19 protein-coding genes are annotated in these 23282 nt (G+C 53.4%); 9 read left to right on the top strand and 10 right to left on the bottom strand.

Translation table 11 applies throughout. The features are described from left to right. The first annotated feature begins 328 nt into the window (after nucleotides 1-328). Together CPA45_RS13300 and CPA45_RS13295 are read left to right on the top strand one after the other, a co-directional pair. A complete protein-coding gene (locus tag CPA45_RS13300) occupies nucleotides 329-553 on the top strand; it encodes a hypothetical protein (RefSeq protein WP_095602328.1) in 225 nt (74 codons plus the stop codon). A gap of 2 nt (nucleotides 554-555) precedes the next feature. Next, a complete protein-coding gene (locus CPA45_RS13295; RefSeq protein WP_096652141.1) occupies nucleotides 556-2370 on the top strand; it encodes a ClpP-like prohead protease/major capsid protein fusion protein in 1815 nt (604 codons plus the stop codon). A gap of 1205 nt (nucleotides 2371-3575) precedes the next feature. On the opposite strand, the gene CPA45_RS13290 is transcribed toward CPA45_RS13295, so the two are convergent. The 7 genes from CPA45_RS13290 to CPA45_RS13260 form a co-directional block, all read right to left on the bottom strand. Further along, on the bottom strand, nucleotides 3576-4508 hold the full coding sequence (locus CPA45_RS13290; RefSeq protein WP_165771558.1) for a TIGR01777 family oxidoreductase: 933 nt from the start codon (nucleotides 4506-4508) through the stop codon (nucleotides 3576-3578). Between the two features lie 466 nt (nucleotides 4509-4974). Then, a complete protein-coding gene (locus CPA45_RS13285) occupies nucleotides 4975-5880 on the bottom strand; it encodes a bile acid:sodium symporter family protein (protein ID WP_096652135.1) in 906 nt (301 codons plus the stop codon). Nucleotides 5881-6413: 533 nt separating this feature from the next. Further along, nucleotides 6414-6566, bottom strand: a complete 153-nt coding sequence (locus CPA45_RS13280; RefSeq protein WP_096652133.1) for a metallothionein — start codon at nucleotides 6564-6566, stop codon at nucleotides 6414-6416. Nucleotides 6567-6683: 117 nt separating this feature from the next. Next, complete coding sequence (locus CPA45_RS13275) at nucleotides 6684-8354, bottom strand: alpha/beta hydrolase (RefSeq protein WP_096652130.1); 1671 nt, start codon at nucleotides 8352-8354, stop codon at nucleotides 6684-6686. Nucleotides 8355-8429: 75 nt separating this feature from the next. Next, nucleotides 8430-9227, bottom strand: a complete 798-nt coding sequence (locus CPA45_RS13270) for a MipA/OmpV family protein (RefSeq protein WP_244287607.1) — start codon at nucleotides 9225-9227, stop codon at nucleotides 8430-8432. A gap of 494 nt (nucleotides 9228-9721) precedes the next feature. Next, a complete protein-coding gene (locus tag CPA45_RS13265; protein WP_096652127.1) occupies nucleotides 9722-10981 on the bottom strand; it encodes a M20/M25/M40 family metallo-hydrolase in 1260 nt (419 codons plus the stop codon). 122 nt (nucleotides 10982-11103) lie between these two features. Beyond that, complete coding sequence (locus CPA45_RS13260; protein WP_096652124.1) at nucleotides 11104-11988, bottom strand: LysR family transcriptional regulator; 885 nt, start codon at nucleotides 11986-11988, stop codon at nucleotides 11104-11106. Nucleotides 11989-12132: 144 nt separating this feature from the next. Between CPA45_RS13260 and CPA45_RS13255 the strand changes: the two genes are divergently transcribed. From CPA45_RS13255 to CPA45_RS13235, 5 genes are all read left to right on the top strand, one after another. Continuing rightward, nucleotides 12133-13098, top strand: coding sequence for a TAXI family TRAP transporter solute-binding subunit (locus CPA45_RS13255; RefSeq protein WP_096652120.1), 966 nt, complete (start codon nucleotides 12133-12135; stop codon nucleotides 13096-13098). A gap of 21 nt (nucleotides 13099-13119) precedes the next feature. Beyond that, nucleotides 13120-15030, top strand: a complete 1911-nt coding sequence (locus CPA45_RS13250) for a TRAP transporter permease (RefSeq protein ID WP_244287606.1) — start codon at nucleotides 13120-13122, stop codon at nucleotides 15028-15030. Next, entirely contained in the window at nucleotides 15027-16433 is a 1407-nt protein-coding gene (locus CPA45_RS13245) for an acyclic terpene utilization AtuA family protein (RefSeq protein WP_096652114.1), read from the top strand. The genes CPA45_RS13250 and CPA45_RS13245 overlap by 4 nt, the downstream gene beginning before the upstream one ends. Continuing rightward, nucleotides 16420-16773: an AtuA-related protein gene (locus CPA45_RS13240; RefSeq protein ID WP_096652112.1), complete on the top strand. Its 354-nt coding sequence runs from the start codon at nucleotides 16420-16422 to the stop codon at nucleotides 16771-16773. The genes CPA45_RS13245 and CPA45_RS13240 overlap by 14 nt, the downstream gene beginning before the upstream one ends. Before the next feature lie 220 nt (nucleotides 16774-16993). Then, the gene (locus CPA45_RS13235; RefSeq protein ID WP_096652109.1) at nucleotides 16994-18457 is read left to right on the top strand and encodes a sodium-dependent transporter; all 1464 of its coding nucleotides are present in this window, start codon (nucleotides 16994-16996) and stop codon (nucleotides 18455-18457) included. Between the two features lie 121 nt (nucleotides 18458-18578). On the opposite strand, the gene CPA45_RS13230 is transcribed toward CPA45_RS13235, so the two are convergent. Both CPA45_RS13230 and CPA45_RS13225 read right to left on the bottom strand, forming a co-directional pair. Then, the gene (locus CPA45_RS13230) at nucleotides 18579-19877 is read right to left on the bottom strand and encodes a Y-family DNA polymerase (RefSeq protein ID WP_096652107.1); all 1299 of its coding nucleotides are present in this window, start codon (nucleotides 19875-19877) and stop codon (nucleotides 18579-18581) included. Next, nucleotides 19874-20284, bottom strand: a complete 411-nt coding sequence (locus CPA45_RS13225; protein ID WP_096652214.1) for a LexA family protein — start codon at nucleotides 20282-20284, stop codon at nucleotides 19874-19876. The genes CPA45_RS13230 and CPA45_RS13225 overlap by 4 nt, the downstream gene beginning before the upstream one ends. A gap of 350 nt (nucleotides 20285-20634) precedes the next feature. Here CPA45_RS13225 and CPA45_RS13220 point away from each other — a divergent pair, with 350 nt between their 5' ends. Both CPA45_RS13220 and CPA45_RS13215 read left to right on the top strand, forming a co-directional pair. Then, nucleotides 20635-21546: an alpha/beta fold hydrolase gene (locus CPA45_RS13220; protein ID WP_244287605.1), complete on the top strand. Its 912-nt coding sequence runs from the start codon at nucleotides 20635-20637 to the stop codon at nucleotides 21544-21546. Nucleotides 21547-21556: 10 nt separating this feature from the next. Continuing rightward, a complete protein-coding gene (locus tag CPA45_RS13215) occupies nucleotides 21557-22609 on the top strand; it encodes a patatin-like phospholipase family protein (RefSeq protein WP_244287604.1) in 1053 nt (350 codons plus the stop codon). Between the two features lies 1 nt (nucleotide 22610). Here the strand turns inward: CPA45_RS13215 and CPA45_RS13210 are convergent, their stop codons facing one another. Then, nucleotides 22611-23174 (bottom strand): Smr/MutS family protein, encoded by a 564-nt coding sequence (locus CPA45_RS13210; RefSeq protein ID WP_096652205.1) that lies wholly within the window; start codon nucleotides 23172-23174, stop codon nucleotides 22611-22613. Nucleotides 23175-23282: the final 108 nt, after the last annotated feature.

The raw sequence follows: 23282 nt of genomic DNA, 5'->3' as shown, positions 1-23282 counted from the left end.
TATTCGCGTAACGGTGCGGTTTATCACCTGTGCGACCTGTACACCGCCCCCAGCTTATTCAGGCAAAGCATGTACAGGTGGCCCCCGGCGAAATGTACACCTCAACCCGTTGCCACTCAGCAGCAAAGGCCAGCGTATAGCGCTGCCGGGTGCAAGCCGCCCACACCCACGTTAAGAACAACGCAGGCCGTCAAGCGGCTAACCGTTGGCTTGAATGCCATTTGAAAAACAACCATTAATTATCAGTAACTTGCCTTGCTGTATTTATCCTAATAATTATTATATGCTGTATATACATACAGTAATTAAACCCGTTGGAGTTGAAGCAATGCCTACATCACAGACTCAAAGCAAGCACCTTACCGTCCACCTTGATGAGCAGACGGTATACATGCTGGCGCAGCTAAAACGGCAAATTGATGCAGAGCGTCACCCGTCCGCGCCGCCTTATTCCATGGCTGAGCTGGCGCGGTTGGCGATCCGCAAATGGTGTGACCACCAAGCCGCTCCGGTACCACATCCATGGCTGGGTAAAGAAGGCGGGGAGGGGTAGCCGTGGATATCCAGATTTATGACGTGATCGACGGCGTGACCGCTGCCACCGTTAAGCGGCTGTTAGCCAGCGGTAGCAAAGAACCTATCACGCTGCATATCAATAGCCCCGGCGGTAACGTCACCGATGCCCTAGCGATCTTCAATAACCTACGCGCCTATGCTGGCACCGTGACCGCGTTTGTGGATGGCCTTGCGGCAAGCGCTGCAACCCTGGTCATGCTGGCAGCCGATGAAGTTGTTATGTCTGCGCACAGTCTGGTCATGGTGCATAACCCGTGGACTGTGGCTATGGGCGATTCAAGCGAGATGCGCCGAAGTGCCGAGACGCTTGATAAAGCAGCCAATGAGATGATCACGCTTTATGCCGAACGTACCGGGCATAGTGCTGAGGCTGTCACGGCCATTATGGAAGCTGAGACTTGGTACAACGCAGAAGAAGCGGTGGCGGCTGGATTTGCTCAACGTGTTGAAGCCAGTGAGCAGGACAAGCCCCGTATGTCAGCGGTGTCCATGGCGTACTTGGCCAACATCACCAAACGACCAGAGGCCGCCGCCCAGCGCCGTGAGTCGCAGATAGCCGCCCTATGGCAATGCCTGCCAGACCTGCCAGAAGTTGACCAACTTAAAAACAGTCAGGACATTAACACTATGTCAGTTGAACAAATTCGTGCCGCTGCCCTTAACGCCTTAGGCCAAGGCACCACACCCACAGCACCACCCCGCAAAGATGCTGGCGCGTTTGCTGATAATGGAAACGCCGTTAAAGATGGCATGATTGAAGCGCTGTTAGATCGAGCAGGCGTTGCCAAGTCTCAGGACAAGAGCAACCACTTCCGCACCATGAGCTTGGCAGAGATGGCGCGTGCATCGCTTACTGAGAAGGGCGTGAGCGTGAGCGCTTTCGGTACCAAGATGCAGATGGTGGGCGCTGCCTTCACCCATACTTCTAGTGACTTTGGCCATGTGCTCATGAACGTGAGTGAGAAGGCCATGCTCAGGGGCTGGGAGAATAGCGGGGAAACCTTCAACCGCTGGGCCAAGAAGGGCACGCTCTCCAACTTCCACACCGCGCACCGTGCGGGCCTGGGTGGCTTCCCCTCACTGCCTAAGGTGAAGGAGGGGGCAGAGTACCAGTATGTAACGGCAGACGACCGCGCCGCACCTATCGCGCTGGCTACTTATGGCGGGCTATTCAGCATCACCCGGCAAGCCATCATCAACGATGATATGAGTGTCTTTCAGTCAATCCCGGCCAACATGGGGCGGGCGGCAAGCCGTACCATTGGTGACTTGGTTTACGCCATCTTGATGAGCAACAATAACTTCACCGACGGCAAGCCACTGTTTCACACTGACCATGGGAACATCGTTACCAATGCTGAGGGCTTCGTTCCTGCCGTGCTGGGTGAAGCGCGTAAGCAAATGCGTATGCAGAAGGATAGGCACGGCAACACGCTAAACATCGCCCCCGGCTTTGTGATCGTGCCCGCCGCCCTTGAGTCTATCGCTATGCAGGTGCTGCGTAGCACCTCGGTACCGGGCGCTGAAACCAATAGCGGCATCATGAACCCGGTCAACAGCTTGGGTGAACTGGTGGTGGAAAGCCGTCTTGATGCTAACTCTCCAGATAGCTGGTACGTAGCTGCTGAACAGGGAAGCGACACGGTAGAGGTGGCGTACTTAGATGGCGTTGATATCCCTTACCTTGAGCAACAAGAAGGGTGGAGCGTGGACGGCGTAAGCTACAAGTGCCGCATTGATGCAGGCGTTGCACCGCTGGACTATCGCGGCATGGTGCGCGGCAGCAAGGCATAATCCGTAGGGCATCGTCAAAGCAGCCAAAGCCGTGAGGGGCTAACCCTTCACGGCTTTTTCATGCCTTTCGCTGGCGCTCACACACGCCAGAAAATTAAAAGGTACTCCCCCACCCACCCCCGCTAGTACGGGGGCAATCAGTCGCGGAATTTGCCTATGTACGGCAAATTTTCAGGGGTTGGTTGTTGTTTCGTTATCACCCCATTATTCCGCATTTGGCCCTATGCCCGGCATACCGTGACCACAGCGCTACTTTTGAGCCGATATAAGCCACTTATGAGCCAATACGCTGTTTTATAATGCTTTTAAAGTCACTGAGGCTTTACCTAGCCGCCACGCACTAACCGCCAAGGTGGCCATGCCATCACCGCGCCCAAAGGCACGCGATACAACAACCCAAAGCAACCCGGCGGCATGGCCTGGGGCGCTCCGGGCTGGCGCTTGGTATTCGTGTGATTTTGTCACGATATGGGTTAGGCAAAGGCAGCTAGCTAGGCACCCGGCCTATGGGGTATGGGGCGAAGCCCCATGCAGCGAAGCGGTAACGACAATGCAGGATCAGCGAGGCGGCTTATGGGTCAACCGTCCATCACCCAGCCGCAAGCACCACCGAGCCTTTCATTGCCAAACAAGGGGTTAATAAAGCGGTTTTCTATGTTATATAGGCGTTTAACGTTGCATCTAGTAGCAGCCAAGCACTACTATTTATGTTGGGTAGGATGTTGGTTGGGTTTTATTTTGTTTTTTAAGTCATTGTTTTTGCTAGTGGCGAAGCGGACTCCCTCTCCGCCACAGAATATAGAAAAAGCCTGCTGAGCAATCAGCGGGCTTTTTTGTGCCTATCAATTTTTCGCCTACCAATTTTTCGCATACCAATACTTGCCCATACACCAGCCCGCATTTTTGCGTTGGCTGCCACCGAAACATATGAGATACCTTGGGTAAGTCTACTTTATAAAAAAATCAGTGTGCCCTTAGTTATCATCAGACACTACCGCTTAGCTGGCTGTTGTTGCGTATTTTTCTGCCTGGAAATAACAGGTACCTCTGAGTTTGCTACTGTCTTTCGCAGGTGGGGCTCATATCACACTGGTGTTGCATTGGCATCCTGCCGGGGTATGGGGGTTACTTCACTGGTTTATACTCTGGCCTGTGCGTGCGGTCACGCTACGCATATTTTTACGTAGTCTTGCTCAAGCCGCGACTCAGGACAAGATGTCATAGACGGCCGGTTCGATTTGCGAGAAGCGAAAGTTGAAGCCCTCAGCAAGCAGGCGGTCGGGGTGTACTTGTTGGCCGTCGAGAATAACGGTCGCACCGTCACCAAGTATTTGTCGAATCACCCTTGTGGGAACTGGTACGTGCAAGAAGCTACGCGACGCGTGGGCAAATGCGTCGGTTACCTGAGACATACGCACGGGATTAGGGGAAGTGGCGTTGTAGGCTCCCTGCATCTCGGGAGTATCCAGCGCACGTAGCAGGATAGCAATAGTATCCTCGCGATGGATCCAGCTGACCCATTGTTGCCCCGACCCAATACGCCCACCCAGAAACGGGTTCAGTCGTTTAAGCATTGCACGCCCGTTTTCAGTTACCGCCAACGTGATACCGAAGCGCAGAATCACCACCCGCACATTATGCTCGGTGGCGCGCTGTGCCTGTGCCTCCCATAGATGCGTGGTGTCGGTCAGAAAGTCACCGGGTGGGCCGGGCGGGCTGCCTTCACCAAAGCGTGTACTGGTACTTACCCCATAATAACGGCAGGCTGAGGCCGAGATTAACGCAGCTGGTCGATCACTCATCCCAGAGATAGCGGTGACAAGCGCATGGGTACCCATGTCGCGGCTTTTACGGATGGCCGAACGTACTGTGGGCGTCCAGCGGGCAGCAATTGGTTCTCCCGCCAGATGTACCACTGCTGAGGCGCCAAAGAGCGCCGGGGCAATAGTGTCTGGCTCATAGGGGGCATAGCTTACCACTGTGACATCAGGAAACTGTGCGGGAGGGAACAGGGCATAAGCTGTTCGCGGGTGTCGGCTTAGTACCGTAACAGCAGTGCCACGCTCTGCCAGCTTTTCCACAAGACGACGGCCAATTAGCCCCGTCGCTCCAGTGATGACTACCTTGCTTTGGTTCATTGCCATTAATCTGGTGACTTTGAGCTGACCCTATAGAATCTTCTGGCCTAGATCAATTTAGTTCAGTATCCAGTACTGAACTAAGCTGATCGCATTCTTGCCAATCGGCAGGAGCTTCTTATACTCGTTGAAACGCCACTTCATGACTACCGCCGCTATCCTCTGCACGCCAGTGGCTCGGTCGTCACTCGCGTCCGATCAAGACAGGAGACCGCATTGATAGCTGGCGGGTACGAATTGCCGATGCCCCTGTACTTCTGGCGCTGGAGTTCGGTATGAAGGCTCCGTGGCGGGGCGTGCTGGAGTTTAGAATTACTCCAATGGCAAGTGGCACCCAACTTAACGGCCGCCGCGTTTTGGGAGCCTGAGGGAATCTCGGGGCAGCTCTACTGGGTGGCAATGATGCCTGCACATCTTGTGTTGTTTAAACGGCTGACCACAGAGATTTGCCGTCGATCGGAGTGTCTTATTTAGATGCCCGTTTCATAAGTATCGTGGAACGGCCTGTCTGCAGGCGATCTCTCCATAGGCAGGTGAACATCCATAGAAAGACTGGCACATTCATTAATAGGCCATAAAGCAGTGGCACCAAGCCGATACCTGGCTGCTGCAAAAGTGCGAAAGCCACCATCATGGCGACCCCTGCGTTTTGTACACCGACTTCCACGGTGATAGCACGGACGCTTGTGTTGGGAAGTTGCAAGCGGCGTGCGACTTGATGGCCCAGAGTCATGCTTAACACGCACAGCAACAGCACTGCTAGTGTCTCGATACTGAGCAGTGAGGGTAGGCGCTGGGCATGGCTGATAAACAGTGCTGCCACAACGCCAATCATTGCCACACCTGTTAATACTTTAATCTTGGGTAGTAACCACGTCAGTATGACTGCCCCTAGTAAGCGTCGTAGCAGCATACCGGTGAGCACGGGCACCAGGGTGACTAGCAGTAGCTGTCCGACGGTAGGCCAGTAGGGCAGGCTTAGCCCAGCGCTGCTCAAACCTAGAAATTCCAGGTTCCAGCCCATAATCAACGGCAGTGTGAAAGGCGTAATTACCGCTGCAATGGCTGTCAAGCTGACGGATAACGCCAGATCACCTTGTACGAGATAGCTAAACATGTTTGAGGTTGCCCCTCCCGGTACCAGCGAGACCAGAAGCAACCCAGCAGCAGCCAGCGGTGGAAGAGGCAATAATGCCACTAACCCCCAAGCCAGCAGTGGCAGCACCAATATCTGTAGGCTTGTGCCGAGCACAATATGGCGAGGGTAGCAGGTACGGGCGAAGTCGGTTGCTGTCAGATTAAGGCCCATAGTCATCATTACGCCGGCCAATACCCAGGGAAGTAGTACCTGTGACAACCAGTCGGGAGACATTGTAATTCCTTGAAAAACAGAGCTCAGACGGGAAGTTTACGCTATTCAGGCAGTAGGCAAAATGTGAGGTGTTCAGGCCTGTTTCATCACATCGCTTCTAAAGTGAGTGCCGAAAGATGGTAATTGTAATTTCCAGGGTGTCATAAGCACGCTAATGTCGGACTCGCGCTTCTCTATGGTAGAAGGCTGCTGGCAAAGCCTGCCACCCAGGCTCTTTCCATAAGGGCACGTGTTATGGCTCTGCTCGTGCTTTAGCACAGGTATTAAAATGGCAACCCACCGCTAAAGCCTATGGCAGCAACGAGAACAACAACGATAACGACAATCACTGTGGTGGAGGACATTGATTCTTTCTTCCGGTAGTTAATGTCACTTTAGCCTAGTTGGCATACCTGCCTTTCGCACGTTTTGATATTTGGGTAGAGAAGGGGGCTTTTTGCAGCCGTGAGGGATACTGACTTGATGCCCCACTGCGTTGGACAGCGGGGCGTAAGCGATTAGCAGATACTGTTATCTAGTTTCTAGCTCGGTGATTAACCGCACTTGCAGTTGTGACCACAGTCAGTGGAACCATCGGCGTGACCAGTTGCACAGGATTGAGAGCAATACAATTTTCCATCTTTCTCAATGGAGTGGTTATCTACTGAGCATTTACACTTGGGACATGCGCATTGTTGCTGAGACATAGTGAACCTCCTGTGTATTACTTCATCTAGTGTAGAACTGAACCTGGATGTTATGTCATTGCATAAGTCAGCTTTTTTATGTGGACTTTGTTTAAGCTGATGGCTGTGAGCTAGTGATTAATATGTGCTTTCACGAGCCTGAATAAAGTAATCACGCAGGCGCGCAAGTTGCTGTTCATTCCAGCCCGGTGGCTCAGAAAGTGCTGCCCAGGCATCAATGTAGTGTTCAGCCGCTATTTCATGGCCAAAGCCGGGTGGCGCGCTACCGGTCGCTAGGTCGACCAGTAGTTGCAACATGGTAACAACAGGGTACCAACGCAGCTCTGGTGAGACATCGGGTCCGCGTGGTGAATGCATCCACTCTGGTTCACGCCAGAAGGCTTCAGGCTCAAAAAACGTAATGGGGTCGCTAGCGTACTGCAGGTAGGCAATCCGGAAATCTCCCCACTCCCCGGGCGCTGTCTTAAGCCCTTGGGTTTGGTTCATAAAGCGGACCACCGAACCTCCCCGAAACGTGGGCAGCCACGCTGGAGAGCCAGGATCGCGGCCAGTGGTAACAGAGCGCCAAGTATCGCTACGGAAAGGTGGGCCACTCCACAGTGCACCGTGGAAAGGGTCATCAATAATATCGTACAGATCGAAGGATAAGTCAGAGTTGAGTGCGCCTAAGCTAAGGCCAAACAAATACAGTTTTGGACGATCATCGCTAGGTAGGGAAGACCAGTAATCGTATACCGAGGCAAATAAAGCTTGGGCATTTTCAACGCCATATTCGGCTTCTGACACCAGTGATAGATGGCTAGGCAGATAAGAGTATTGAGCTGCTACCGTGGCAATATCACCTCGGTGTAAGTATTCCACCGTGTCCTGGGCGCCGGGATCTACCCAGCCACGCCCTGTAGGGGTTGCGATGACTAAGACTGAGCGCTCAAAACCACCCACCCGAATAAGCTCCTCCAGCGCTAACTCGGCCCGTTGGGCGGCCGTTTCAGCGGCATTGAGACCAACATACACGCGTATAGGATCGAGGGCTTGTTCGCCTAGGAACTCCCCAATTTGGTTTCCGTCAGGGCCTTGGGTCACAAAGCGCCGACCGCGGCTGCCTAGCGCCTCCCAGCTAATTAATGATTCAGCGCTACCGGGTTTGTTTGGCTCTTGAGGAGGTGATAACTCATCCTGCATAAGCTCATCTATCTGCTGATAAGAGCGGTCGGCTATTTGGAGTGCATAGGAAAAAATCACCCCCTCAATTACCAGCCAAAACAGCGCAATGGCAGCTATGGTGCCTAGTACTTGCGCTGTGCGGCGAGGAAGAATGTGTGCCAGTTTATGAGAAAGCAGGCGAAACGTGCGTTTAAAAAGCAGTGCAATCAGCAGTAGGAAAATAAATACACCCGTGGCAATCAGTGCCACTGATAATGGACGCGTGCCATTGGTAGGCTCCATCTCCATCAGCAGGCGTATACTGTTTTGCCACTCTGCGGCGCGCCATAGAAAAGTCACCGAAATTCCTAGGCATATCAGGGCCGCTAGCCACTTTAAATAAAGCTCTATTCTGGGACTGGGCTCGGGTATGTGTAGATAGCGCCAAAGAGCGAGGCCTGTAACCCCCAGCGCGTAACCTGCCGAGAAGCTAAGCCCCGAAACAATGCCTTGAGCCACCACTGGGCGCGGGACGAGACTAGGCGTTAAAGAAAACGCAAAGAAGAGCGTCGCGACTAGCAGCCCTACGCCTGAAAATCGGTTGATAAGCGACATCACCCGGTGGTGGTTAATAATGTTGTCCATAACGTTCCTATTGGCTCTGGTAACACGATCTCAAGACATGCTTTGGACGCTGCCAGCGTACCGCGTCCTAGCGTATTAAAAACGATAAGAGAGTGATACTCCGCTTAAGGTCTGCCATTGGCTGCCTAGTTCATCAACAATGGGGCTATCGGCAGCGCTACCGGTGAGGTGGGTAGCACCTATAAAGCCGGTAGCTGTCCACTCTGGTGTTAACGCGTAGCTTAGACTGGCATTCACACCCAGGTGCCAATAGCCGCCATCGGGGGCATAGGTAGCGATACCGCTACGCGCACTGTCTTCGCTGGAAACGCCGTACAGAGAGTTTGTCCATTTTTCGTTGGAGTAGCTGATGCTAGGAACCAGTACAAAGAGTAAGCGCTCGCTAATAGGGGTACGTAGGGTAGCTCTCCCTGAGAAAGTGGCACCCTCCATATCGCCACTTACTGCGGTGCTGCCCGCGAGGCTATAGCGCCAGAAGCCGTGTTGATAACTAACGCGTAGGCCGAGCGTTGCTCCGCCGTCTACTTTTTCAAATTGGCTGATATCACCTTTGTTATCACGCCCAAAGGTGTAGCCGATAAAAGGAGAGGCCGTCCAGTTTCCTTGGCGTACTGCATGCCACTCAATGCCATCACGTACGTTGATAGACAGCTGGTCGCCATAGGTTAAGTTTAGAACGGGCAGCACACGGCTATCGTAATCATCGCTGCCTGCATAGTCGGGGGCGTAGGCAATGCCAGCGCCTATGCTGCCTTGCCAACGATCTGCCAGCGCAGGGGTTGCGAGCGCAATACTGGCAGCGGCTGCTAACCCAGTAATACTAAATTTGGCGGTAGGTATATTTTTGGTCAAGCAAGTAGTAATCAGAGTCACGGGAGGGACCTTTATTTTTTAATAAAAAAACATGCGTGATTGTATGTTTTTGTTTGAAATCATCGCAAGCTGCCTCGTTGTATTTATTAACTGCTCAACGTAAAACTTTTTACTCTTTCATATCCTAGGTTAGATAACTCACCGATTATAAGGCGCACTGTGTGTATAGCGCAGGGACGGCGTTAAAAGGAATTGCAAGCAGGGAGTGCTTGCGGTGCACAGGGATGCATGAACAGGATGTTCGTGAAGTGGGATTAGGGAGGACCTGATGAAACCCCGGCCAGAGATGGCTGGGGTTTTTTTATCTGGCGTTAATAAAGTTGACATATAGAAGGCGCATTGTGGGTAGTAACACAGGGAAAGGTGCCAGGAGTAGAGCAAGCAGGGGTTGCTTGAAAGGCCATGGATGCACAAACAGGAAGTTTGTGAAGAAGGATTACGGAGGAGTTACTGCTACCCCAGCCAGTGATGGCCGGGGTTTTTTTTGCTGCTAATTAGGCTGTTTTCTCTTCGTCACTATCCGGCTTGGCGCTGCCTTGGTGGCTAAGTGGGCTAGCTTGATCAAGCCGAGGATGGTTGTCTAGAAACTCTCGCTGAAGGTTGGGTAGTGCATCCAACGCTTTAATGGTGTGGGTCAGCGCATGGATAGCAGCGAGCACATCCTGGGTGTTACCAGTTTCAGAAATGGTATGCATGTTGCGGATAGGGAAGCCAATTGACGTAGCGGCGCTGTCGATGGAGGCTAGTACGCCTGCCATGCCGTCGGTGCCAGTATCTGCACCCACCATATCTCTTTGCATCGGAATGTCTTGCTCTTTTGCAGCGTTGGCAATAATGCGGTTGAGCTGCTCACTGGCAATGGAGCCAACAGACATAGTAAAACCTTTGCCCATTTCTAGCGGTTGCATCCGCTTATCGCTGATGCCGGGAGCAGCTACGTAGTCGTGATTTACATCTACACCAATCAGTGCATCAGGTTTTAGTTCGCCAGCCAAAACCCGACTGCCAAAACGGCCAATTTCTTCGTAGCTGGCAATGGCAAACATCACGCGAACTTTTTCTGTGCCACCGGCTTCAGCAATTAGCTTTGCCACTTCAGCGGTAACAAAGCAGCCCAGGCCGTTATCCAGATAGGCACCGTAGAAGGTGTTGGGGCTAAAGCCTGGGCGGATAGGACGGTTGAAAATAATGGAGTCACCCGGTCGTACACCCAGGTTCAGTACTTGCTGTTTTTTGTTCTCTCCGTGAATTTGCAGGTCAAGATAGATTTGCTCTTTCTTGATGCCTTTGCTGCCATCACGCTGAGCAGGGTCAGAGAAGTGAATCGCGCCCAGTGCTTCCACTGTGCCTCCCTCAATGCTGCGGTAGCTGCCAGGGGCGTCGGGGTCTTCGCTGAACAGTTTTACCTCATGGCCGATCAGCACAGTAGGCAGAAAGGAGTCAGTGTTGATCCAGATTTTGCCATCTTCGCCAATCGAGCGTACCTGCATACGGATCTTATCCGCATGACCGATGATCATCAGTTTAAACATATCATCACGGCCGGGATGAGTATCCAGCACTACACCAGCATTGCCCTTAAACTGATGCAGATGCCAGTCGCTTGGCGCGAAACTTTCAAAGTAGGGCTTTAGTACGCCATAGGTCATGGCACCTTCCAGGCCAACGGGACTGGGAGCAGCAAGAATATCGCGCATGATATTGAATTGCGCGTCGGGCATTGGCTGCGTCCAGGGTTGTGCGGTATCGCTCATCGTGTTTGCTCACTTATGACGGTGGGTGTTAATCACGTTTAGTCTGCCAGATTCCAGCCACGTGTGTAGAGAAAGCAGCATTGAAAATGCTTATCCGTACTCCCTTTTATCCGTACTCCTTTTTAATCGTGACAGTGGATCAACTGGCGTAATGCTGTTGCTGCGGCAGAGGGAGGATGGTAACGACTATGTACAATGCCCAATTCTCGACGGATCGTCGGTTCTATCAGTGGGCGGTGTTCGATGCCATCGGTAGAAATTTGTCGAAAGCTTAATGAGGGCAGCACACTCACTCCTAAGCCAGCAGCTACCATACGGCCTACCGTAGCGATCTGGCGTGCATCGCACAAGATATCCAGCCGTTCCCCTACACTCTGCATAATGTGATCAATATCCTGGCGTGAACTGGAAAGGCGATTGATGCCGATAAATGGATAGGCGGCCAACTGGCTCCAGAGCACTGAAGATTGCGCCAATAGGGGGTGCCCACAGGGGCAAACAGCCACATAGCTATCTTCGAGTACAGGCTCAAACGTGAGATCGTCAGCATCGCTGGGGGGAACCGAAAGCCCAAAGTCGGCACGGCCTTCACGCACCATCTGGTTAATTTGGTCGGCCAGTACATCGTGTAGGCTCAGATTAATACGTGGGTAAGCTTCGTGGAAACGCTTTATCACCCGTGGAAATAACCCCGCTGCCAAAGTGGGCAGCGCAGCCACGGTCACCTTACCCCTCTGTTTGGAAAATCGATCATTGAGGTCTTCAAAGGCTTCGTTCCAATCATTTAATAATCGTACCGCGACTGGTAGGAATGCTTCGCCTTCGGGCGTGAGAGCGAGCTGGCGACTAGTGCGCGTAAATAGTGCACCACCTACGTTCTCTTCAAGTTTGCGCAGCGCTATAGAGATCGCTGGTTGGGAAAGATGCACTTGCTCGCTAGCCTCCGCAAGGCTGCGGGAGTGGGCGACGGCGACAAAAACACGCAACTGCTGGATGCTTGGATTCATTTAGAAAGTAAAACATAAATTAAAAACTATTCAATATACAAAATTAATCTCTCGAATCATGCTTGTTCTATCGCATGCAACAAGCGTCGCGATCACCACGTTTAATAAAAACAAATAGCTCGTTGCGCGAGCTTCGGAGACACAATGAAAACGCTACTTACCGCCATGGTGGCGAGCGCCGGTGTGCTGGTCGCCGCTACCACTCACGCCGATGAGCGCCTACTGATTGGTTCCACTTCAAGCTCCTCAAGCCACTACAGCTACTTTGTCGCGGTTAATCAAATTATTAACAACCAAGTTGAAGGAGTGAGCTCGTCTGTGGCGGAAACCGGTGCCACGGTGGATAACCTGCGTCGTTTAGGCCGTAACCAGATAGATATGGGCTTGGTGACTACTAACACGGGGTATCATGCCTACGCAGGCGAGGAAGACTTTGAAGGTCGACCGGTTGATAACCGCTTGCTTTGGGTCTACACCGTGGCGCCGCAAAATGCTGTGATGCGCCAAGATGCCAATGTGGCCACCTTTGCTGATTTAGAGGGTGTTCGCTTCAACCCAGGTATTACCGGCTCTGCCACCGAAAAAACCACCGAAGCGGTCATGCGAGCGTTAGGTATTGAGCCCAGCTACGTGCGTGGTTCTACCAGTGACATGGTGGATGCTATGAAGGATGGACGCGTGATGGGCTCGGTAAAGTCGGGAGTAGGTGAGCGGTTAGATGGCTCCACCATGGATATTGCCACCTTTACGCCGATTAGCGTGCTGTCGCTCAATGAAGAAGAAGCGGAAACATTACGCACTGAAATGCCTGATGTGGCGATTGTAGATGTGCCTGAAGGTGCGGCAGAGGGGATTCCTGGTTACACCACTTGGGCATTTGGCGTTGCCGTACATGCCCACCCGAATATGAATGAAGAGACTGCCTACCAAATTGTAAAAGCGGTGATGGAAAACCCTGAGCCACAGGTCAACGCCTTTTCTGCTATGCGTGATGCGGATGTAGCGAAGATGACCTTAGAAGTAGGTACCGTGCCGCTACATGCTGGCGCGGCGCGCTATTTTGAAGAGCAGGGGTATGACATCCCCGATGCCTTGCAGCCTGTTGAGTAAGGCAAAGTGGAGAAGATGACCATGCGTGAGATAGTCACCAAAGGCTTAGCGCTCCTGCTGGGCGGTCTAATCCTTTACACCTCTGCGACGGGACCTTTCGAGAGTTTGATTCAGCGGAGCATCTTTCTTGCGCTGGTCATTTTGCTGGGACTTGCTGTTTATCCCCTAGGTGCTGGCAAGCGCTGGCGCCCGCTTGGGATTGTTATTGATGTGGTACTAGCCATGGGCGTTGTACTGGCATGCAGTTATGTGGCTCTCAATCATGAACGCATTCTGGTTGAGCTGCCCTGGGCAACATCCCGGGATATGCTGCTAACCGGCGTGCTGCTGGCGGCTATTTTAGAGCTTTCGCGGCGTGCCATTGGGATTATTTTTCCACTGCTGGTACTGGCGGGGTTAGCTTACGCGTGGCTGGGTGCTGCGATCCCAGGGCCGCTTGGCCACCGTGGGTTCGACCTTTATTACATGACCGAAACCATCTACCTCGGTGATTTGGGGGTATGGGGCATGCTGGTGGGTGTGGCCGCTACTACCATTGCTGCTTTCGTGCTGTTCGGCTGTTTATTGCTGCATACTGGGGGCGGCAATACCTTTATGGATCTGGCGCTGCGCATTAGCGGCCGTTCACCGGGTGGCGCTGCCAAGGTAGCAACGGTGGCATCTGGGCTGTTTGGCATGGTCAGCGGCAGTGCGGTGGCCAATGTGGCGACCACTGGCAACTTTACCATTCCGATGATGAAGCGTTTGAATTACCCCCGTCCCTTCGCCGCAGGGGTGGAAGCGGTGGCTTCCACCGGTGGACAAATTGCGCCACCAATCTTGGGCGCTGCGGCATTTATCATGGCGGAAATTTTAGGGGAAAGTTACCTACGTATTGCGTTAGCGGCCTTACTGCCCGCGGCGCTGTTCTATCTTGGGGTGTTTGTCACCATTCACTTAGTGGCTAAACGCCGCCAGTTACAGGTGGTACCTGAAGATGAGCTGCCCGCCTGGTCTGAGGTAATTCGGCCTGAGCGCATTATTCCCATTCTAGCTGCCTTAGGTGGGTTGTTTTACGGCGTGCTTAGCGGCCGTTCGATTCAGATGTCGGCGTTCTACGGCATCTTCATGACCATCCTCACCTTTGTACCCTTTGCGCTGATGGCCAAAATGCCGCTGCGCGAGATTGTGGGCAAGCTGGTGGCGGGATTAGTAGACGCGGGTAAAGGCATGGTGATTATCGGTGTGCTGCTTGCCGGGGCGCAGATATTGGTCGCAATGATTGGCATGACCGGCATCGGCGTGACGTTAGCCAGTCTTATTGTCTCTGTGGGCGGTGAGTCACTGTTCCTGGTTGCCTTTATCGTTGGCGGCGTTTGTTTGATCTTGGGCATGGGGATTCCTACCACCGCAGCCTACGTACTGGTGGCTTCTGTACTGGCCCCCGCGCTTACAGCGATAGGCGTCGAGCCGCTTATTGCCCACCTGTTTGTTTTTTACTTCGCTACGTTATCGGTGATTACGCCTCCTGTCTGCATTGCGGTATTTGTCGCCTCAGGGATTGCTGGTACTAACTGGCTGCCTGCTGCTATTGAGTCAGTACGTTTGGCGGCGGCTATCTATGTCATCCCTTTCTTGTTGCTGATTTACCCAGCATTGGCAGGGTTTGGTTCCGCCTGGGCAGTTGCGTTAGCCAGCTGCCAGGGAGTGGTGTTTGTGGTGGCGTTTGCTTCGCTTATGTCGCGTGTCGCAATGACGGGTAAGCGCGTGATTGATGTGATAGCGCTAATTGTGGTGGTTGGACTTGCGCTTACACCTGGTTGGCTCTCTACGCTAGCTGCTCTGGGGTTAATCATTGGGCTGTTTATTCGCCGTCATACGCTGCTGGATAACGAGGTAGTGGCTCTCCCCAACGACCGCCATTCCCTCCAAGCCAAGGAGACACAGCTATGAGTTTTCTATTAGGCAGTGGAGCAGGCTTTTCCGGTGACCGTACCGATGCCGCCGTCGCGGTGGTCGCTGAATTAATTAAACGTCAGCAGCCATCTGCGTTAGTGTTTGAAACCTTGGGCGAACGCACGCTGGCGGCGGCTCATCGGACGATGCGTGATGACCCTGAAAGCGGGTTTGAACCATTGTTGGATGAACTGCTGGCGCCGGTACTGCGTGATTGCCTAGATAACAATATTAAAGTTTTAGGCAACTTCGGTGCGGCTAATCCAAGTGGTGCTTGCCAGGTGATTGCTGATTTGGCCGCCGAGCTTGGCCGTACTGATATACGTATTGCTCAGGTGCATGGTGACGATATCCGTCAGCAGTTACATCATTTGGATTTACAGCGTTGGGAGGCCGAGCGGCTCGATATGCCAGGTGATGACGCCTTGATTTCAGCCAATGTTTACCTGGGCGCAAAAGCGTTAGCCGATGCGTTAGCCATGCAAGCAGACGTGGTGGTCACTGGACGTGTTGCCGATCCAGCGCTGTTTTTGGCGCCGTTGATGCACCACTTTGATTGGCGCTGGGACGACTGGAATCGCCTAGCCTGCGGCATGATGGCGGGGCATTTGGCGGAGTGTGGTGCTCAGGTGAGTGGTGGCTATTTTGCTGATCCTGGCTTTAAAGACGTGCCTGGGCTCGCTACGGTAGGCTATCCGATTATCGAAGTAGAGCAGGATGGCAGCCTGCTCATTACCAAACCTGCCAATACTGGAGGTTGCGTCACAGAGCAAACGGTGAAAGAGCAACTGCTCTACGAGGTTCACGACCCGGCTAATTACCTGACTCCGGATGTCACGGTGGATCTTTCTCATGCTGAAGTACGCCAGCTCTCGCCCAATCGTGTAGCGGTGACGGGGATTCGCGGCAAGCCTGCCCCTGAGCGGCTAAAAACCACGGTGTGTTACGAGGGTGGCTGGCAGGGCGAGGCGGAAATATCCTATGCAGGCCCCAATGCGTTGGCTCGGGCGCAGCTTGCAGCACAGGTGTTGCGTGAACGGCTAATGTTTCGTGCCCCCGCCGAGCTACGCACCCGTTTGGATATTATTGGTCTTGCCAGCGTGTTTGACAGTGACAGCGGTGAGCTGCAGCGCAGCGCAGCAACTTCCACAAGCGGCGATTACCGACTGCGGTTAGCAGCCGAGCATAGCGAGCGGCGCTGGGTAGCACGCGCCACCCAAGAGCTATTAGCGCTTTACTGTGTAGGACCTGCTGGCGGAGGCGGTGTACGTCGCCAGTTTCAACGGCGGGTTTTTACCGCCTCTTATTTGGTAAAGCGTAGCGATATTCAGGCCTATGCCAGCCTATTTGAAACGGCTCTAATAGGTGTTAGGAGGAGTGGCCGCCATGCTGCAAACTGAACACAATCTGCACACCGAATGTTCTCATACCGCAGTGACTCTTCACCAATTAGCACATGCCCGCGCAGGGGATAAGGGCGAACGCCTTAATGTGGCACTGTTTGCCTATGATGCCGATCATTATTCCACCTTGCTGGAACAAGTGACCGAAGAGCGGGTGCTAGCACTGTTTGCCCACCGTGGTGCCAGCCGAGTACGGCGTTACCCCTTGCCCAATTTGGCGGGTATGAACTTTGTGATTGATGACGTGTTGCAGGGCGGTGTTAATGGTGCGCTTAACTTGGACGGGCATGGCAAAACACTGTCGTTTTTACTGTTAAGTCTGGAGGTCTATATCTAGCCGCACCCCGACCTAGGTGGTCATGACGCGCTGCCTGAAATGCCTTACAGCGTGCTGTCAGTATGGCCGCGCCAGGTCGACCATACTGCCCAGCGATTGGATACTGAGGCGAAACCCTAACCAAAGCATGAATTGTGGGCTTATTACACAGGAGAGGTTTGGGGTTTCGTCGCAAAATCCTCTAGGATAGGCGCCTTTTTCTAACAGGATAACTGGGCAAATGACCTCTTCTGGGCAACCTCGCACTCAGTGGCTGGGCCGCTGGGGCTTTATGTTGGCAGCCACCGGCTCGGCGGTGGGGCTGGGCAATATTTGGAAATTCCCCTACATCACCGGGGAGTATGGTGGCGGCGCCTTCGTGCTGGTTTATTTAGCGTGCATCCTGGCTGTGGGCGTACCGGTAATGATGACCGAGATCTCCTTTGGCCGCCGTGGTCGCGGTAGCCCAATTGATGCGATACGGCGCGTGGTGAATGAGTCGGGCCGCTCCTCTGCTTGGTCGCTGATTGGTTGGATGGCCATGCTGTGCGGCTTTATGATCCTGTCGTTTTATGTAGTAGTGGCGGGTTGGTCGTTCTCTTATCTGTGGAAAATGGTAACCGGTGGTTTAAGCGGCGGCAGTGTCGATGAAATGGCCACCGTGTTTGGTGCCAACAATGCCAACCCGTTCAATTTAGGGGGGTGGAGCACGTTAGTGACTCTACTCACTATGCTGATTGTGGGTAAAGGTGTGCAGGAGGGCATAGAAAAGAGCGTCAGTTGGATGATGCCGGGGCTGGTCATCATGCTGGTGGTGTTGATTGGTTTTGGTATGTTCTCCGGCGGCTTTGCTGATGCAGTGAGCTTTTTGTTCTCGTTCAACGCGAACAGCCTCTCAAGTGAAGGGATGCTTGCGGCGCTAGGCCACGCCTTCTTCACTCTTTCCCTAGCTTCTGGTGCCATCCTTACCTACGGTAGCTACTTGCCAAAAGAGGCCTCTATTGGTCGCACTACGGTCAGTGTTGCGTTAGCTGATACCGTCGTGGCGCTAATGGCGGGGTTGGCCATTTTTCCGATAATTTTTGCTAACGGGATGAATCCTGGCGAAGGTCCAGGGCTGATTTTTATGAGCCTACCGCTGGCCTTTCAGGCAATGCCGCTGGGCACGCTGTTTGGCATTCTGTTTTTCTTAATGCTCTCGATGGCCGCATTAACTTCTTCTATTTCCATGGTGGAAGCCACGGTGTCTTGGCTATGCGATAACAAAGGTATGACCCGTAAGTCGGCATCCTGGGCGACGGGAATTGTACTGTGGTTGATCAGCACCTTGGCCATGCTGTCGTTTAACCTGGGAGCTGATTGGACGCTGGCAGGCAGAACATTCTTCGATTGGTTGGATTATTTAACGTCCCGTTGGATGATGCCGCTTGGCGGCCTGGGCATGGTTGTGCTGGCGGGCTTTGTGCTGAAAAGTGAAACTTTCCGCGATGAGCTTGGGTTAGCGCCGTTGCCTTACGCACTGTGGTTAACCATGGTGCGTTACGTTAGCCCACTGGGGATTTTGGTTATTTTTGTGGACGCCTTAGGGCTTTACCAAGTCTCGTTTGCCATCCATTGGCCGTGGCTACTAGGGATTTTAGTAGTAATGGCGACGGTGGGGGAAACCTTTAGCCCACGCTTGCGCCAAGCGTTCAAGCCTGCGTAACGCATTAGAGTCGTTGTCCAGATAACAGGCGCCGCTGCTGAGAGATGATTTCCACCTTAGCGGCGTTTGGCTGGTGGGGGAAATGTCGTTTAAAAGTCGCTTGCGTGGACCTCGGTAACGGTTACGGGGGCGATGTAAACGCCTGTATAGCACCTGGATGCGTGCCAGCCTCCATCAGCTCATCCCACCGTGTGGTATAGCGCTTTGAACGATGGGCACAGCGTAGTTGCCATGGTGCTTGTGCATCCGTCATTCCGAAATGTATCGTGCCTTGGCCCATGCGCTGATTAATGGCATCGACTGTCTCCATCAAGTGCGGGTGTGTCTTAGCAGGCCTCTGGAGTAGTGAAAGCTGTTGCTGCTGTGTATCAACTAAATCCACCAGCATCACACCGGCCTTTATAAAGTGATGATGGGGGCGGTATATCTGCTCTAGACCCTCGCGTACTGCAGCAAGAATAATCCGCGTATCGTCGCTGGGAGTGGGAAGAGGAACCATCGCCCGGGGGAAGTACTGAGGCTGATCTTTGCGGTGGCGGTTGGTACTCAAAAATAACAGTACGGCGCGGGTCAAGCTACGCTGTTGGCGTAGTTTTTCAGCACTGCGCTGAGCGTGGCACTGCAGCGCACCGTATAACTCGGCCTTTATGCCTGTCGCTTTGCCAAACGAGCGCGAGGTCATAATCCGCTGGCGCGGTTGCTCTAGCGCATTCATTTGCAGGCAGGGCGTTCCGCGCAGTTCTAGGGCTGTGCGAGCCAGTACCACAGAAAATTGTTGGCGCAGCCGTTTATGGTCGCACTTGCGCAGATCCCACGCGGTATGAATACCATTTATGGCTAGCTGATTGGCAAGCCGTTTTCCTATGCCCCATACATCACTGACCGGAAGTTGCTTGAGTAGCGCTGTTGTGGCGCTGCTATTTTCGCTGAGTAGGCAGACGCCCTGGTAGTGAGGCTGTTTTTTCGCTACATGGTTAGCGAGCTTTGCCAGTGTATGGGTGGGGGCAAGTCCTACACACACGGGTAGCCCCAAGTGGCGACGAATGCGCCGACGTAGTGCTGCGCCGATGGCGAGACACTTGGTAGTACCCAGCCCATCTAAATAGATAAACATCTCATCAATAGAGTAAGGGGCCACCTTTGGGCAGGCGTCCCGTAATAACTGAGCAAGTCGCGCTGACATATCGCCATACAGCTCGTAGTTGGATGACACTAAGTGAATGGCGCCACGCCGCCTTAACCCTTCTAGCTGAAAGGCTGGCGTGCCCATCGGAATCTCCAAGGCTTTCATTTCGGCCGAGCGGGCAATGACACAGCCGTCGTTGTTGGACATTACGCCAACGGCTTTGCCTTCAAGTGCGGGGCTAAATACCCGCTCACAACTGACATAAAAGTTGTTAGCGTCTACGAGGCCAATCATGGCAGGTACTCGTGAACTACGGCACGTACCACCCCCCATAGTTGGCACTCGGTGTCGTCCAGAGGTAACGGCGGGTAATGGGGGTGAGAAGAGCAGAGGTGCGGCGCACCGTGATGTAATGCGTAACGCTTAATCAGTACTTCTTCGTTAAACATAGCCACCAATATATGGCCTAAGCGAGGCTGTACGCTGCGATCCACCACCAGCAGGTCACCGTCGAAAATACCCCAGCCCTCCATGCTGTCGCCTCTGGCCGTAAGGTAAAACGTTTGGGTGGGGTTTTTGATTAGACGCACGTTGAGATCCAGCGTGCGATGCTCGTAATCCTGGGCGGGAGAAGGGAAGCCGCTAAAGCCAGCGCGGCCATGTAGTGCTGGAAAAGGCAGCGGCTGAGACGTTAGCGACATCATTAGCATCCTCATGAGTAAATAGTGTGTTTATATACAGTTATTATAAACAGTATTTATTCATGAGCAAAAAAATGCAAGCGACCTCTCTTGGCAAACCTAAATTAGCGTGCCAGCCAAAGGCCTACGACTAAGGCGCTTACGATGGTGATGAAGAACACTAAGTTACGGGCACGGGTGTCGCGGCGGGGTTTCATGGCAAACTCCATAGCAGTAGTGGGTGTGAAAACGGCGGAAGACTAATGCGGGGCATGGTAACGTTTACGTCGTATAGCGTCATCCTTACAACGCTTAAACTAGCCTGCTGATACCAAACAAATACTCAGCACTTTCGCTTAGAGAAACCGCTTATGACCGAACCCGCAAACGTGATGAGAGCAGCCTTAACAGCACAGCCGCTTGCTCTAGCCCAAGGACGTTTGGCTGCACTGAGCTGGGGGCGTACCGATGCGCCTACCTGGCTAGCACTGCATGGCTGGCTAGATAATGCGGCGAGCTTTACACGACTTGCGCCACGCTTAGTGGAAGCGCTAGATATACGGATTATTGCGCTTGATTTTCGTGGCCATGGCCACTCTGCTCATATACCTGCAGGCGCCGATTATGCGCTGTGGGACTATACCCATGACGTGTTGGATGCCATGGAAGCCCTGGCAATTGATCAGGCTGTGCTACTTGCCCACTCCATGGGGGCTGCGGTGGCATGTTTACTCGCTTCAGCGCTACCAGAGCGCGTTAAGCAGTTGATCTTGTTGGATGGTTTAGGCGCTTTAAATACCGAAGCTGAAGAGACCACCAGTCAACTGCGTAAAGGGTTATTAGCCTATCGGCGCCCACTTTCCCGTGCGCCTCGCTATCCTGATATTGAAAGTGCAGTTGCCGCAAGAGTGGCTGGTGGGGTAACCCCGCTAGATATTATGACCGCTACTCCGTTGGTGGAGCGCAATACCGAGCCCACGGCAGATGGACATGTGCGAATGCGTACAGACAGCCGGCTGCTAAAGCCTTCGTTGGTGCGCTTTACGCCACAGCAGGTGTTAGCACTACTATCAGGTATTCAAGCGCCAGTGTTATTGATAGAAGGGGAGCGCGGTATTCTTGGTGACCGAACCTGGGCGGTTAAGGCGCGCCAAGCGGTACCTCACTTAACCCGACGTGTGCTCGTAGGAGGCCACCACCTGCACTTAGAACCCCAGGCCGTTGATCAGGTAGCCAATGTGGTGATTCAGTATGGTTATAAAGAAGATGCTGGGCAGCAGTAGGGCTAACGACATGAATAAACTAACTCACGTCGCAGAAAGTCATGCGAGTGCTAGTAGCACCAAGGGTGGTGAGCGTAGCGGCAACAAAGTGGCTTTGGTACTGGGTAGTGGTGGAGCCAGGGGCTACGCCCATATAGGCGTTATTGAGGAACTTGAAGCGCGTGGCTTTGAAATAATTTCTATTGCCGGGTGCTCCATGGGGGCTCTGATTGCTGGCATTTATGCATCAGGAAAGTTGCCAGAGTACCGGGAGTGGGTGTGTAACCTGGACTATCTGGATGTGCTCAAGCTAGTCGATGTCACCTGGAGCCCGATGGGTGCCATGCGGGCGAACAAAGTGATGAGTAAGCTGGAATCCCTGGTAGGCGATGCACTGATCGAAGACTTACCTATTCCTGTCACTACGGTAGCCACTGACTTAGTGCGTCAGCGCGAAGTGTGGTTTCAGAATGGCCCACTGCTGAGAGCGATTCGAGCTTCTATTGCAGTGCCCGGTGTGATTACGCCGGTGCATGTCGGCGATCAAGTACTAGTCGATGGGGGGTTGCTGAATCCATTGCCGATGATGCCAATACTCGCCGCCCATGAAGCAGACTTTGTCGTAGCTGTGAACGTCACCGCGCATAGCCCTCAACCGGTAACATTGGAAGAGTTACTGCCCCGTGAAGAGGCCAATGACACTCGCACCGACTTAGAGCGTGACCGGGATGCCAATATTGGTGGCTGGATGGATGAAGTACGTGCTACCACACGGCGGCTATGGGATGAGTTGGGTGGCGGCAGCGGCGAAGTGAGTGACGTTGATGAAACGGTTGACCTTCGCGGCAGGCGGGAGTGGGGTAAGCTGGATATGATTCTAGAGTCGTTTGATATTACTCAAGCGGCGCTGGCAAAGTACAAAATCGCTGGCTACCCACCGGATGTGTTAATCGAAATCCCCAAAACAGTCTGCAGTACCTACGAGTTTCACCGTGCCAAAGACTTAATCCGGCTGGGACGGCATTTGGCAGGCCAAGCGTTGGATCGCAGAATGCCTAGCATTGCTTCAGATGCTACGCAGTAGCCTACAGGCCACGTTTGCGCAGCAGTATATACACCGCCCCAGTGCCACCATCGATATCGGTGGCTGAACAGAAGGCTAGTACCCCAGGCCATTCGCGCAACCACGCATTGGTGTGGCTTTTGAGCACTGGGAAGTCCGAGGTAGTCCCCCAAGCTTTACCGTGGACTACCAGCACGCAGCGAAGTCCCTGGGCAGCAGAATCGCGCAGAAAACTTTCAAGCTCAATGCGCGCTTCCTCTAACGTGTAGCCGTGTAGGTCAAGTCCGGCCTGCCAAGCGGTATGACCACGTTTGAGCTGACTAAAGGTGCGCCAGGGCAGATCGGGAACGCTGAACTCTAAATACTCCGAAGGCCGAACAGCCTCTACCCGGCCATCGGAGGTGCGCCCACTGGCTTGTGTTGTGCTGTTTTCCACTGCAGCCCGCCGTCGCGCCTGCTGGGCATCATCATTGCGCTTAGGCTTGCCAGGGTCCGCTTGGTTGGTGGCAATACGGCGTACGCCTGCTGCCTGCAGCGCTTGGCGAAAGGCACTGATATCGTCGTCGTTAGGCAGGTGTCGCGTCATGGTCGGCTCAAATGGCAAAGATAAACGGTTAGCGAAGAAGCATAATTGAGAGGTGCACAGTATAGCGATACTGGCGTGCCTGTGAACCACTTGGTTGAGAACCGCTAG

The organism is Vreelandella nigrificans (assembly GCF_002374315.1).
GTDB lineage: Bacteria > Pseudomonadota > Gammaproteobacteria > Pseudomonadales > Halomonadaceae > Vreelandella > Vreelandella nigrificans.
The sequence above is the reverse complement of the archived record's forward strand: the minus strand, read 5'-3'. Positions and strand labels throughout refer to the sequence as shown.

Coding starts and splice junctions, on each gene's coding strand:
- CPA45_RS13260 (WP_096652124.1), bottom strand. CDS start 11,988: ATGAATCCAAGCATCCAGCAGTTGCGTGTTTTTGTCGCCGTCGCCCAC.
- CPA45_RS13235 (WP_096652109.1), top strand. CDS start 16,994: ATGACCTCTTCTGGGCAACCTCGCACTCAGTGGCTGGGCCGCTGGGGC.
- CPA45_RS13220 (WP_244287605.1), top strand. CDS start 20,635: ATGACCGAACCCGCAAACGTGATGAGAGCAGCCTTAACAGCACAGCCG.
- CPA45_RS13230 (WP_096652107.1), bottom strand. CDS start 19,877: ATGATTGGCCTCGTAGACGCTAACAACTTTTATGTCAGTTGTGAGCGG.
- CPA45_RS13250 (WP_244287606.1), top strand. CDS start 13,120: ATGCGTGAGATAGTCACCAAAGGCTTAGCGCTCCTGCTGGGCGGTCTA.
- CPA45_RS13240 (WP_096652112.1), top strand. CDS start 16,420: ATGCTGCAAACTGAACACAATCTGCACACCGAATGTTCTCATACCGCA.
- CPA45_RS13300 (WP_095602328.1), top strand. CDS start 329: ATGCCTACATCACAGACTCAAAGCAAGCACCTTACCGTCCACCTTGAT.
- CPA45_RS13245 (WP_096652114.1), top strand. CDS start 15,027: ATGAGTTTTCTATTAGGCAGTGGAGCAGGCTTTTCCGGTGACCGTACC.
- CPA45_RS13280 (WP_096652133.1), bottom strand. CDS start 6,566: ATGTCTCAGCAACAATGCGCATGTCCCAAGTGTAAATGCTCAGTAGAT.
- CPA45_RS13265 (WP_096652127.1), bottom strand. CDS start 10,981: ATGAGCGATACCGCACAACCCTGGACGCAGCCAATGCCCGACGCGCAA.
- CPA45_RS13290 (WP_165771558.1), bottom strand. CDS start 4,508: ATGAACCAAAGCAAGGTAGTCATCACTGGAGCGACGGGGCTAATTGGC.
- CPA45_RS13210 (WP_096652205.1), bottom strand. CDS start 23,174: ATGACGCGACACCTGCCTAACGACGACGATATCAGTGCCTTTCGCCAA.
- CPA45_RS13285 (WP_096652135.1), bottom strand. CDS start 5,880: ATGTCTCCCGACTGGTTGTCACAGGTACTACTTCCCTGGGTATTGGCC.
- CPA45_RS13215 (WP_244287604.1), top strand. CDS start 21,557: ATGAATAAACTAACTCACGTCGCAGAAAGTCATGCGAGTGCTAGTAGC.
- CPA45_RS13225 (WP_096652214.1), bottom strand. CDS start 20,284: ATGTCGCTAACGTCTCAGCCGCTGCCTTTTCCAGCACTACATGGCCGC.
- CPA45_RS13275 (WP_096652130.1), bottom strand. CDS start 8,354: ATGGACAACATTATTAACCACCACCGGGTGATGTCGCTTATCAACCGA.
- CPA45_RS13255 (WP_096652120.1), top strand. CDS start 12,133: ATGAAAACGCTACTTACCGCCATGGTGGCGAGCGCCGGTGTGCTGGTC.